This window comes from Nocardiopsis oceani (assembly GCF_054777395.1).
In genome coordinates this window covers 89,927-102,089 of record NZ_BAAHAR010000020.1, presented here as the reverse complement: position 1 = coordinate 102,089, position 12,163 = coordinate 89,927, and the positions used below count along the sequence as shown (strand labels likewise).

Annotated in this window: 11 protein-coding genes; 2 read left to right on the top strand and 9 right to left on the bottom strand. The window is 70.5% G+C overall.

The annotated features are described in order from the left end of the window. Positions 1-11 precede the first annotated feature (11 nt). From ACYVDG_RS13605 to ACYVDG_RS13595, 3 genes are all read right to left on the bottom strand, one after another. Complete coding sequence (locus tag ACYVDG_RS13605; protein ID WP_460750888.1) at positions 12-1,421, bottom strand: AAA family ATPase; 1,410 nt, start codon at positions 1,419-1,421, stop codon at positions 12-14. Further along, on the bottom strand, positions 1,418-2,206 hold the full coding sequence (cpaB, locus tag ACYVDG_RS13600) for a Flp pilus assembly protein CpaB (RefSeq protein WP_460750885.1): 789 nt from the start codon (positions 2,204-2,206) through the stop codon (positions 1,418-1,420). The genes ACYVDG_RS13605 and cpaB overlap by 4 nt, the downstream gene beginning before the upstream one ends. A gap of 69 nt (positions 2,207-2,275) precedes the next feature. Next, the gene (locus tag ACYVDG_RS13595) at positions 2,276-3,745 is read right to left on the bottom strand and encodes a hypothetical protein (protein WP_460750882.1); all 1,470 of its coding nucleotides are present in this window, start codon (positions 3,743-3,745) and stop codon (positions 2,276-2,278) included. Between the two features lie 666 nt (positions 3,746-4,411). Here ACYVDG_RS13595 and ACYVDG_RS13590 point away from each other — a divergent pair. After that, positions 4,412-4,807 carry a YkvA family protein gene (locus ACYVDG_RS13590; RefSeq protein ID WP_460750878.1) on the top strand — a complete coding sequence of 132 codons (396 nt, stop codon included), beginning with the start codon at positions 4,412-4,414 and terminating at the stop codon, positions 4,805-4,807. 69 nt (positions 4,808-4,876) lie between these two features. Here ACYVDG_RS13590 and ACYVDG_RS13585 read toward each other — a convergent pair whose 3' ends face one another. From ACYVDG_RS13585 to ACYVDG_RS13560, 6 genes are all read right to left on the bottom strand, one after another. Further along, on the bottom strand, positions 4,877-5,497 hold the full coding sequence (locus ACYVDG_RS13585; RefSeq protein ID WP_460750874.1) for a response regulator transcription factor: 621 nt from the start codon (positions 5,495-5,497) through the stop codon (positions 4,877-4,879). Then, a complete protein-coding gene (locus ACYVDG_RS13580; protein WP_460750869.1) occupies positions 5,494-6,750 on the bottom strand; it encodes a sensor histidine kinase in 1,257 nt (418 codons plus the stop codon). Before ACYVDG_RS13580 ends, ACYVDG_RS13585 begins: the two co-directional genes overlap by 4 nt. Before the next feature lie 7 nt (positions 6,751-6,757). Then, on the bottom strand, positions 6,758-7,639 hold the full coding sequence (locus ACYVDG_RS13575; protein ID WP_460750867.1) for an ABC transporter permease: 882 nt from the start codon (positions 7,637-7,639) through the stop codon (positions 6,758-6,760). Further along, positions 7,636-8,544: an ABC transporter ATP-binding protein gene (locus ACYVDG_RS13570; protein WP_460750864.1), complete on the bottom strand. Its 909-nt coding sequence runs from the start codon at positions 8,542-8,544 to the stop codon at positions 7,636-7,638. Before ACYVDG_RS13570 ends, ACYVDG_RS13575 begins: the two co-directional genes overlap by 4 nt. Positions 8,545-8,688: 144 nt before the next feature. After that, on the bottom strand, positions 8,689-9,264 hold the full coding sequence (locus ACYVDG_RS13565) for a GNAT family N-acetyltransferase (RefSeq protein WP_460750861.1): 576 nt from the start codon (positions 9,262-9,264) through the stop codon (positions 8,689-8,691). A 93-nt stretch (positions 9,265-9,357) separates the two neighbouring features. Next, positions 9,358-10,791, bottom strand: coding sequence for a PEP/pyruvate-binding domain-containing protein (locus ACYVDG_RS13560; protein ID WP_460750858.1), 1,434 nt, complete (start codon positions 10,789-10,791; stop codon positions 9,358-9,360). Positions 10,792-11,163: 372 nt separating this feature from the next. On the opposite strand from ACYVDG_RS13560, the gene ACYVDG_RS13555 reads away from it, so the two are divergent. Continuing rightward, entirely contained in the window at positions 11,164-12,153 is a 990-nt protein-coding gene (locus tag ACYVDG_RS13555) for a tripartite tricarboxylate transporter substrate binding protein (RefSeq protein WP_460750854.1), read from the top strand. Positions 12,154-12,163: the final 10 nt, after the last annotated feature.

Genomic DNA, 12,163 nt, shown 5'->3' with positions numbered 1-12,163 from the left:
ACTGCTTCTGGCTAGGCACCGGTGCCTCCTCCCGGTCCCGGAGCGCCGTGCCCCCAAGGGCCGGGCGCGCCCGCGCGCGGGGCAGCGTGTCCGTTGACCTGACCCGGGGCCGATCCGTTGAGGAAACCCGACACGTCCCGGGTGGAGGGATGGCCCGCCGGGCTGTCGGAGCGGTTGCCCGGCCCGGACAACCCGTAGGGCACCCCGCCCGGGGGAGTGGAGTGGCCGCCCTTGCCGGGGCCGCTGCTGCCCGAGGCCGTGGGCGAGCTGAACAGGTCCAGCTCCGAGGCGAGCCGGGCGAACGCCTTGCGCAGGCCCTCGTCGGTCACCTTGGTGGGGTCGCCGCTGTTCTCCCCCGGCTCCAGGGCCCGGTAGGCGGCCGGGACGGGGGTGCGCAGCACCTTGGTGCCCAGCAGCTGCTGGAGGAAGTCCGGCTGGATCTCGTTCTTGCGGCTGTGCCGGGTGACGAGTGAGTACACGTCCTCGTGCGAGCGGATCTGCAGGCGCTCCCACATCGCCATGAGCCGCTGCGCGCCGCGCAGCGCGGGCACGTCCGGGGTCACCGTGACCACGGAGCTGTCGGCCAGCTCCACGGCCATCGCGGTCGCCTCGTTCATGGTGGAACCGCAGTCCACGATCACCAGCTCGTAGCGGGAGCGCAGGGCGCTCAGCACCCGCCGGGCGGCACGTGCGTTGACGTCCTCGCCGCGCTCGCCGTGCTCCGGCGCGAGCAGCACGTGCGGGCCGCGCGGGTCCACGTAGAGGGTTTCGGCGAGCATGGCGGGGCTGATGTCGTCGGAGGAGTCCACGAGGTCGGTGATGGAGCGGCGGTGCTGCAGGTTGAGGAAGGCGGGCAGGTCGCCGGCCTGCAGGTCCAGGTCGACCAGGCACACCACCCGGTCACGGCGGGCCGCGGCCATGGCCAGGTGCACCGCGCAGGTGGTGGTGCCCACGCCGCCCTTGGCACCGCTGACTGTCACGATCCGCCCGCGCACCCCCGAGGCCGGAAGGTCCAGCGACGCCGACTCCAGGTGGCGGCGGAGTGTGCGCGACCACTCGGCCGCCTTGGCGATCCGGGTGTCCAACTCGGCCAGCCCGGAGTCGGTGGAGAGCACGCCCCGCGCACCGGCCTCCATGGCTTCGGTGAAGGTGTCCGGGTCCATGGAGGGCGACACGAGCAGGATGGCCAGATGAGGGTGCCGGTGCGACAGGTCGCGGATGGTGTCGAAGGCCGGGGCCGGTCCCAGGTCCTGGTGGATGAGGACCACGTCGAGCTCGGAGTGCTCACCGGCCGCGTCGATCAGGTCCGTGCTGGTGCTCCGGATGGCCACGAGGTCGGCGTCCACCAGTTCCTCGAAGCGTGCTGCGAGCACCATCTCCGCTTCGGAGTTGGGCATCCCAGCCAGGACTCGGAAACTCAACGGTTGCCACCCCCATGCGGCGCGCGCCGCTCGTCGGTCTCTTCGTTGGCTTCGGCCGCCTCTTCCTGCTCTTCGATGAGGTCGTCGAAGTCACCGCCGCAGAACTGGGTTTCGCCCGCCTGGCCGCCGCCGTCGGCGCTGACCAGGGCCAGCCGTAGCTTGGCGGAGAACTCCTCGGCGTAGGCCAGCTGGAGGGCGTCCTGGGATTCGAGCCGGAAGGTGACCGGGACGACGCCGGACACCCCGCCGCCCTCCTGCTCCTGGCTGCGCAGCTCCCCGATGTCGAGGACCTCCACCTCGGTGATGACCCGGGTCGCGCAGGCCTCGCCGTGGTCGCTTGCCTGGAACGTGCCGTAGATGTCCACGACCGAGCCGCGCTGCACCTTGCCCGCCACGCCGGTCTCGGCGTCGACCATGATGGCGATCTCCCGCTCGCCGGTGGTCAGGGTCGGCTGCGGCTCGACCATGCCGCGTTGGAGGTAGACCCCCGCCTCGAGGTGGGAGGAGGCCACGAGCTCCTGGTCGGCCGGGGTGTCGACCTCGGACAGGTCGGTGAGGAAGATGTCCGGGTCGAAGTACCGGTTGGGGACGTCGGTCTCGACGACCGCGTCCTGCCCGATCGGCTGGTAGGCGTCCACGTCCTCGGCCAGTTCCAGGACGGTGGTGTATTCGCCCAGCTGTTCCTGCTGGTTGCTGAGGTAGGTGAAGACGGAGGCGAACACGGCGACGGCGCCGATACCGGCCACGACCATGAGCAGGACGCCGCGTCGCTGACGGGGGTTCATAGGGGGTGGTTTCCGTTTCCAGAGTCGTCGTCGGCCGGTTGGCCCAGCCGGGGTCGCGGGTGGTGGTCCCTACCGGGAGTAGGTCCGCGGTGGTCCCGGCCGCTCCGCGTGGTCCGGTACCGGCGGATCTTCCGGCCGTTCGGATGGGCTGGGTGGTCGGTGCCCGGGGGGTGGCGGCCCGCCGGGCGGCGGACCCGGTACCCGGCCGTCGGTGGGGAGCGGGCCGGAGCGCGGACCGGCGTACGGGTACTCCGGCGCGGGCGTGGGCGACGGCTCGGGGTGTTGCCCGTTTGGTGGGCTGGCGGGCGGCCCGTGCGATGGCCCCGATGGTCGGTGTGGTGGCGCGTGCCCGTTGCGTGGTCCGCTCCGTGCGGGTGCGGGTGCGGGTGCGGGTGCGGGTGCGGGTGCGGGTGCGGGTGCGGGTGCGGGTGCCGCTGCCGGTGCCGGTGCACCGGGCCCGGCGGCGGAGGGTGCGGGCATCGCTGACGGCGCCGGTGCGGGGGGCCGTTCGGCGGCCTGCGCCGGGGCCGGGCGGCCGCCCGGCCCCGCTGGAGGGAGGGGCTGTTCGGGGCGCTGATGGTTTCCACCGGTGCGGGGGCTGCCGTTCCGCTGCCGGGACCGCTGCGGGGAGGAGGGCCGTCCGCTGACCGGTGCCGCGGAGGCCGAGTACGGGGACCGTGCGGGGCTGCCGGTGGAGTCGGCCGAGCAGAACGGGCAGGGTTTGGCGGCCATGGGCTCGCCGCACCAGGAGCACGCCGCCGCCCTGATCGACCCGGCCGCGTAGGCCAGGGCCTGCGGGTGGGCGCTCAGCGCCACGAACTCCACGTACTTGCCGGTGCCCCAGTAGGTGCTGCCCAAGGGCTGGGCGGGCAGCGTCCGGGTGGCCACCGGCTGGATCGCCCGGGGCAGGTGCTCGTCGAACACCCCGGTGATGCTCGGGTCCGGCGTGGAGCACAGCAGCTGAACGGGTTGGACCGGGCGGAAGGGGAGCCCGCTGGCCACCTCGGAGGGGCGGAGGCGGCCCACGTGCGCGGTGGGCGCGCAGTAGGCGAGGAAGGACACCGTCGGCGCGTACGAACCCATGTGCTGGCGCAGGTTCGTGGGGAGGGTGGCGAGCCCGGACACGGTCCTCAGCCAGGCACCGGCGAGCAGGTGCCTGGGCAGCTCTTCGCAGAGCGCGGCGACCATCCCCGGTGGCAGGTAGGGGGCGAGGTAGGCGAGCTGGTCGGCGATCAGGGACAGGGCCAGGGGCGACAGGTCGACGCTGATCCCGGCGATGCTGTCGCTGCGCAGGGAACCGCGGGCGAAGTTGACCGCTCGCCGGGCGTCGGAGGCCTGCCAGGCGGGGTAGAGTGCGACGACCTTGCGGCCGGCGCGGGCCTCCTCCCTGGCGAAGGCGACGAAGGCGGCACTGCGTGCGCCGACGCCGTCGCCGCGCATGGCGAACCGCTGCGCTCCGGCCTCGCCCACATGGCCCGTGCTGGGGATATCCGCCAGCAGGGCTACGGTCGTCGCCGACCGAGGTGGGGCATTGGACACTGGGAAAGCTCCATCGGTTCTACGCACTTGAGCGATTTCTGATGCGGAGCGGCGTTAGGTGTATCGGGTACCACTCGGACGCATCGTAACGAATGGGTGCCACACAGTGGGAGGCCCGGTATGTGGCACCTTGAGGGGCGGGTGCCGCTCTGTGGTGCGATTTTGGCGTTGGGGGAGCGGTGTCTGACCTGTTGGTGACGGGACTCCGATGCTGGCTGAAGGGGGCGGGATCCTGTGCTCGCATCCGGTGCACCTCACGGGAGGGATGAACGTTGGTGGCCGCATGTGGCCACCCAACGAGTGGGGTCTTTTGGGGGACTAAGTCCCTTTTGTTCTTTTTGGTTTTCTGGTCGTGGGGCGAAAGGGACATCGCCCATCTAAGGATGCCTTTCCTTGCCCGCTACCACCAGAGTCCACCGGCACAGCTGTGGACAACTCGCTGCGATAGCGTCCCCAGCAGCGAAAACGCAGCCCCCTGAGTCCCGTGGCCCCCACCCGTCACAGGTTGGGTCGGCCCCGCCAGGTGGCGGGATGGTGCCCGCGGTGTCGCGTGCGTCTCCTTCGCGATTACGGGCGGGGCCAGCGGGAACGATTGAGGGCAGATTCGCGTCATATCTTGAGAAGGCACGTACCCCTGAGACCATGCCCCCCGAGGAGACGAACCAGATGCGCAAAGCAAACCGGGCCGCGGCCGGGGCGGCCGCCTGGCAGGTCATTCGGAACACCGACGGCAAGGTCTCCGTGTGGGAGCGGGCGCGCTCGGTCCCACGCATGATCGGCGCCAAGCTGCGCGGCCGCTACCCCGAGCTCAGCGGCGGCAAGCTCTTCTTGATGCTGGTCCTGGTCGGCTACATCATCTCGCCGATCGATTTCATCCCCGAGCTGATCTTCTCGGTATTCGGTCTGATCGACGACATCGCCGTCGCCGTGTGGCTGACCACCATGGCCCTGGGCGAGAGCGAGCGCTTCGTCCTGTGGGAGCGCCAGGGACAGGCCCAAGAGGCCTTCGACCACGCCAACCCGCAGGAGCAGCCCGAGGAACCCCGCACCCGGATGTCCTAGCCCGGCGTTCGACCTCAGGGGCGCGCACCCGGATGTTTCGGGGCGCGCCCCTGGAATCTCAGGCCCGGATCAGCCCAGCACCCCTCGCCGGTAGGCCTCGGCGACCGCCGCAGCGCGGTCGCGGACCCCGAGCTTGTCGTAGATGTGCTGGAGGTGAGTTTTTATGCTCGCTTCGCTGATGAACAGCCGGGAGGCCGCCCTCCGGTTGGAAGCGCCCTCGGCGACCAGTGTCAGGACCTCCAGTTCACGGTCGCTCAACGACCGTCCGGTGGGCTTGCGCACCTGCCCCATGAGGAGCCTGACCGCGCTCGGGGCCAGGACGGACTCACCCCTGTGCACCGCCCGGACGGCCTCGGCCAGCTCCTCGGGCAGGGCGTCCTTGAGCAGGTAGCCGGTGGCCCCGGCCTCGACCGCGGGCAGCACGTCGTGTTCGCCGTCGAAGGTGGTCAGTACCAGCACGCGCACGTGCGGCGCCTCGCCCGCCAGCGCAGAGATCGCCTCCAGCCCGGACATCCGCGGCATGCGCAGGTCCATCAGCACCACGTCGACGGCCAGGCTCCGGACCAGTTCGAGCGCCTCCGCCCCGTCGCCGGCCTGCCCGACCACCTCGATACCGTCCTCGGCGGACAGCGCCCCGCGCAGGCCGTCGCGCACGACGGGGTGGTCGTCGGCGATCAGTACCCGGATCACGACTCCTCCCCGGGAACGGCCGGGACGGAGACGCTCACCGCGGTGCCCGCGTCCGCCTCGCTCTCGATCTCCATGGAGCCCCCGACCCCTCGGATGCGCTGGCGCATGCTGTTCAGACCGAACCCGCCCGGGCGCCCAGCGGGCATCCCGCGGCCGTCATCGCGCACATCGAGCAGGACCACGTCGTCAAGGTACGACAGCGTCACACCCACCCGCGAGGCGTCAGCGTGTTTGGCGACGTTGGTGAGCGCCTCCTGCGCGACCCGGAACAGCGCCACCTCGATTGCCGGGCTCAGGGACACCGGTGCGCCGGTCACCTCGAGGGACGGGCGCACGCCCGTCTCCTCGCCGCGGCTCCGAGCGAGTTCGGCCAAGGCCTCCGGAAGCTGGCTCTCCGCCAGTTGGCTCGGGCGCAGGGCCTGCACCGACCTGCGGGCCTCGGTGAGGCTCACCTTGGCGAGGGAGAGAGCGCGGTCCACGTGTGGGCGCGCCGTCTCGGGCTCCTCCCAAGTACGGCGGACGGCGTGGAGCTGGGTGACGATCCCGGTGAGCCCTTGGGCGAGGGTGTCGTGGATCTCCCGTGCCATGCGCTCCCGTTCGTCCTTCACCCCCGCCTCGCGAACCTGGGTGAGCAGCTGTGCGTGCAGCCCGGCGTTCTCCTCCAGCGCGGTCTCCAACCTGGCGACCATCACCTGCCGCTCCTCCCACTGCTGGGTGAGCTTCTGCCCGAGCATCATGCCGCCGCCGATCCCGAGGGTCTGCACGGCGACCACCCCGGAGTAGAGGAGCAGGTGTTGCAGGAAGGGCATGTCGCCGCCGGTGCCCGGAAACCCCATCGTGTTCGTGTTCAAGGCGATCGAGGTGGCCGCGAGCCCCACGAAGGTGAGGGGAGGTGGGAGAAGGATGGCGTGGAGGAACGGCGTGATCGCGAAGACGAGGAACACGAGGTCGTGTGCCATCAACACCGCGCCGATGGCTACGAGCCCGGTGAAGTAGACGATGGCGGGCGCGGGGCGGTAGCGCTGTTCCGGTGTGCGGAGGGTGTGCCCGAACAGCACCCAGGCGGCGGCGAGCAGGGTCAGGCCGATGCTCACCGGCAGGTCGGCCCCGGCCCGCTCGGGGAATGCGAGCGCCCCTGTGGCGCCAGCCGTGAGGAGGCACCACGGGAGGACCACCAGGAACCTCTCCCAGTACAGCTCGAAACGGTTCACCTCTGTGGGCGCCGTCCGTGCCCGCTCGTCGCCCTGGCCCATCGGTCGTCTACTCCCATCGGAAGAACCTGGCGGCGATCGCGGCGGCGACCAGGCCGATGCCCAACATGACCGCCAGCTGTGCCAGGTGGGACGGACCCGCGGCCTCCGTGGTGCCCAGCCAGCTGTCCATCAGCAGTTGTACCCCGGGAGGGGTGACGTCGCCCATCCGGACCAGGAAGTCCGGCAGGAAGACCCGGGGCAGGAAAAGGCCGCTGATCAGCATGACGACGAAGTACAGGACCATCGCCAGGGTGTTGGCCGCGCGTGCGGTGGGCGCCACCGCCGCGACCAGCATGCCCAGGGACACCATGCACACGGAACCGACCAAGAAGGCAGCGGTGAACAGCGCGGGTTCCTGGGGGAGCGGGATACCGACCGCCAGCCACGCCACCAGGACCAGCAGCACGGAGGCGGCCACCATGACGGCGAACACCACGGACAGCTGCGCGAAGAGGACGAGGCTGGGCCGTACGGGCGTGGTGGACATGCGGCGCAGGATCCCGGCCTCGCGGTAGGTCGCGATGACCGAGGGCAAGTGCATGAGCCCGAGGATGCCCAGCCCCAGGATGAGCGACGTCGGCGCCCAGGTGTCGATGAAGCGCAGGCCGCCGAACTCCTCGGCGGGCTCGCGCAGCACCGGGACGGCGGCCAGCCCCACCAGGAGCAGGGTGGGCAGCAGCACGCCGAAGATGATCGTGGTGGGCTCGCGTACCAGGAGGCGGGCTTCGGTGGCCACGAGGTTGCGCAGCGCGCCCAGGGTGACCGCGGTCGGGGTCCGCTCGGGCCCGGCCGGGCCGGTGATGCCGGCGTGGTTGGCCGGGCGGCCACGGTGGTCGGGGTCGGCGCGGTTGGTCGGACCGCGTTGTTTATTGGGGTCCGCGGGTGTCATGGCCCGGTGCTCCTTCCGGTGAGGGCCACGAAGGCCTCGTCCAGGTTGGTGTGCTCCACGCGCAGGTCCTCGGCGACGACCTGCTCGCGTGCCAGGGTCGAGGTGACCGCGTGCAGCAGGTTTCCGCCGCCGCTGACCCGGACCCAGGGGCCGTCGCGGTGCACGGAACCGATTTCGGGAAGCGCTTCGAGGTGTGCCGAGTCCCAAGGTCCGGACACGCGGAACTCCACGCGCTGGCTGGGTCCGGCCCTTTCCACGATTCCGGCGGGGGTGTCCAGGGCGACGACCCGGCCGGTGTCGATGAGCGCGATCCGGTCGCACAGCCGCTCCGCCTCGTCCATGAAGTGCGTGACGAGGACGACCGTCACCCCGCTGTCGCGCACCCGTTCGACGAGTTCCCAGGTGTCGCGGCGGGCCTGCGGGTCCAGCCCGGTGGTCAGCTCGTCGAGTACGGCGACCAGCGGGCGGCCCACGAGGGCCAGGCCGATGGAGACCCGCTGCCGCTGGCCTCCGGACAGCTTCCCGTAGGGTGTTCGGCGCTTGTCGGCGATGCCCAGCGTTTCGATGAGCTCGTCCACGTCGGCGGGTGACCGGTGGAACGACGCGAACAGGCGCAGGGCCTCCTCGACCCGTATCCGGTCCGGGAGCCGGGACTCCTGGAGCTGCACGCCGACGGTGCGCCGCACCTGCGCGCGGTCCCGGACCGGGTCGCGGCCGAGCACGGTGATCGATCCGCCGTCCGGGGTGCGCAGCCCTTCGACGCATTCGACGGTGGTGGTCTTCCCCGCCCCGTTGGGGCCCAGGATCCCGAAGATCTCCCCCTTGTCCACGGAGAAGCTCACGTCGTCGACCGCGACCTTCTCCCCGTACCGCTTGTGCAGTTCCTTGACCTCGATGACCGGCATGGGCCGAGCATGTCCCGGGGGAGCGCCCCGGCGGATCGCCCGCCCGGCCACGGGTGCGGTTGATCCGGGGGTCAACCGATCGGTGGATACGGAAGGGCGAAGTGAGGGCGTCCGGCACGGTGCGGGCCGCCGAGCTGTTGTGTCCTAGACCGTGCCGTGGGTGGTGTGCGGGCCGGACCGCCACTCGCTGGCCAACATGGCGTAGTGCAGCTCGCTGCCCCAGCGGCCCTTGAAGAACTCCGCCTCCACGAAGTGCGCCTCCTTCCGCAGGCCCAGGCGTTCCATGAGCTGCGCAGAGGAGGTGTTGAGGGCGTCGCAGCGGCCGTAGATCCGGTGCAGGCCGAGCTGCTCGAAGCCCAGCCGGAGCATCTCCACGGCGGCCTCGGAGGCGTAGCCCCTGCCCTGGTATCCCGGGTGGAAGACGAACCCGAACTCTCCCTGCCGGTGCTCCTTGTGCATCCATCCGAGCAGCACGTACCCGATCACCGTGCCCTCCAAGTCGACCGCGAGGAGCAGGACGTCGCCCTGATCGCGCAGAGCCGTCTGCTTCTGGCGCTTGGCCAGCTCGGCGGCGTTCTCCTCCCGGGTGCGCGGCTCGTTGAAGAGGTAGCGCGCCACCTCGGGGAGTGACTCGAACTCCCACATGTCCGCCTCGTCGGCTTCGGTGAACGGGCGGAGTGAGAGGCGGGAGGTGGCGATGGGCTCGTGGATCTCGATCAACAGCTGTCCCTGTCCGGTGCGGAGAGTCGTGTGAAGAATACTGAGCGGGCCGGTGGCCCAGCCTCGTCAGCCTTGCGCAGACGGAAGTGCCGTTCAACCGGTTTCCGTGCGGCGGAGCACCTCGTGGGCGGCGCGGACGCGGTCGGCCTCGTCGCGGCCGGAGGTGCCGCCGGAGGCCTCATCGGCCCAGGTGAGCAGCTGGTGCAGGTGCCTGCTGGCTGCGGAAATGGTGACGCGGGGCTCGCCGAGGACGACCTCGCCCCCGGTGCCGTCGATGGCGATCAGCGCGCCCTCGGGGAGCTCGCGGTCGCCCACGCGGGCGCCTGCGGGGCCGACGGTGAGCTCGGCGACGCCCACCACGGCCGGTCTGTTCATGGAGCGCGCGACGACGGCCGCGTGGCTGGCGGGTCCGCCCCGGGCGGTGACGACCCCGGCCGCGGCGGCAAGGCCGCGCATGTCGAGCGGTGAGGTCTCCGGGCGGACGAGGACGACCGGCCCGTCGGCGGCCATCCGAACCGCCTGGTCGGCGCTGGTCGCCAGTCTGCCCACGGCGACGCCCGGGCAGGCGCCCAGGCCCCGGGCGAGCACGTCCGGGGCGGGCACATCCGGGGCGGGCACGTCCGGGGCGGGCACGTCCGGGGTGGGCACGTCCGGGGTGGCGATGCGGGGTGTGCGCACGTACTGGAGGTGGTGCGGGGACACGCGGAGCAGGGCCTCGTCGCGGCCGATGACTCCCTCCTCGGCGAGCTCGACCGCGACGCGCACCGCGGCTGCCCCGACCAGCCGTGCGGGGCGCAGCTGCAGTATCCACAGCTCGCCCGACTCGAACGTGAACTCGGTATAGCAGGCGTCGCGGTGGTGTGCCCCGACCCTGCGCAGGGCGTCGGCGAGCGCGGTCCACACGCGGGGCTCCCGGGCGGCCAGGTCCCGGAGCGGGCGGGTGCGGGAACCGCCCGAGACCAGGTCCGTGCCTTGGCGGCCGAACAGGACCTCGCCGAAGGGGGTGTGCTCGCCGGTGTCGGGGTCGTGGGTGAAGGCGACCCCGCTGCCGCTGTGGTCGTCGCGGGTCCCGAACACCATGGCCTGGACGGTCACGGCCGTGCCGAGGCTGTCCGGGATGGTGTGCAGTGCGCGGTAGGTCCTGGCGCGCGGGGTGTCCCAGGACGCGAACACGTCCGCGACCGCCTGTTCCAGGTCTGCGGGGCCGAGGTCGAGGAGCGTGGTCATCATGCCGGGCATGGAGATTCCGGCCCCGGAGCGGACGGAGACGGTCAGGGGGTTGTCGTGGTCGCCGAACCCCCGGCCGGTTTCGGCTTCGAGGGCGGTGACCGCGGAGGAGAGTTCGTCGCGGAGCCCGTCGGGCAGTCGTCCCTCGCGGAGGAAGGACCGGTAGGCCTCCGTGGTCACCACGAATCCCGCGGGCACCGGCAGGCCCAGCCGCTTGAGGATGATGAGCCCGTGCGCCTTGCCGCCCAGGACCTCCGGCGTCCCGTCGGTCTCCGCCGAGAGCGGGCGGATCCACCTCATCGCGGAACCTCTCTGGCTCGGGTGCGGCCACTGTACGCCGTTCCCAGCCCAGGACGTCTCGCGGCCTCTCACCGCCGGCTTGACCTGCACCGGGTTGCTCTCGTGCTCTTGTATTCCAGGACACGGAAAGCTACATAGAGTGACGAACTGAAAACAGAGCGCCGGTAATCGGTTCCCTTTGAGTCCAAGTGCCCATTTGAGCGCGCGAAATTCTATCTGACCCCCGGCTCCCGTCAATGCCAACAAGGTATTGAATCATGCCAACATGAAACTAGACGGGTATCGACCCCGGAGTTAAGGTACTAGCAAAGTCGTGGTTCTGGTCACACCGATACACGCAAGATGGCCCGCAGAGTTTGAGAGGAACCCGCCATGAAGAGAGACAAATTCGTTCGTGGCATAGGTCTGACAGCGATGGTGGCCCTGATGGGTGCCCAGGTCGGCTGCGCGGACGCTAGTAGCGGTGGAGCTGAGGGATTTTCACCGAACAGAGTTGACTTCATCATCCCCTCAGGTCCCGGAGGGAGTACCGACCTCATTGGCCGGGCCTTTATCGACGCGCTCGAGGATCCGCTCGATACGCAGATCACGCCGGAGAACCGGCAAGGAGCCAACGGCGCGGTGGGGGGCAAGGCAGCGCTCGCCCAGGCGCCCGACGGCGAGACTCTCGTGACGCTGTTCCAGAGCTTGATGGCGATTACCCCTCTCGCGGTTGAGGACGACGACCCCATCGGGTTCGAGGACATGGACGTGCTCGCAGCGCTGACCATCGAGGACTACGTCCTCGTGGTGAACAGCGACGAGACGGACATCGACTCCTTGGACGAGCTGTTGGAGGAAGACGGCCTGAGCTTCGGCTCGTCAGGTGTGGGAACCGGTGGCCAGCTATCCCAGGCCCTGCTCTTCGGTCAGGCGGGCGTCAGCAGCACCGACGTTCCCCTGGACGGCGGGGCTGAGGCCGTCACGTCACTGCTCGGCGGCCACGTCGATGTCGCATCGGTCCATATCGCCGAAGCCGCTCCCTACCTCGACGACGGCTCGTTCACGCCCATCGTGACTTTCGCCGAGGAGCGTGAAGAGTTCCTCCCGGATGTTCCCACCGCGACCGAAGAGGGCTACGACGTCGTTGTCGACCAGAAGCGCTTCGTCGCGGCACCCGCGGGCCTCGATGAGGCAGCCAGCGAGGCCTACACGGAGGCCATCGACGAGGCGCTGCAGGACGAGGCGTATCTGGACTACCTGGAGGACAACTACATTTCGGTGTGGGAGGAGGAGCCCGATGCGGTCGCCGACGAGATCGACGGAGCCGCGTCCACATACGAGAGCCAGTTGGACGAGCTGGGAGTCACCCTTGACGAGTAGACGGCCCGTA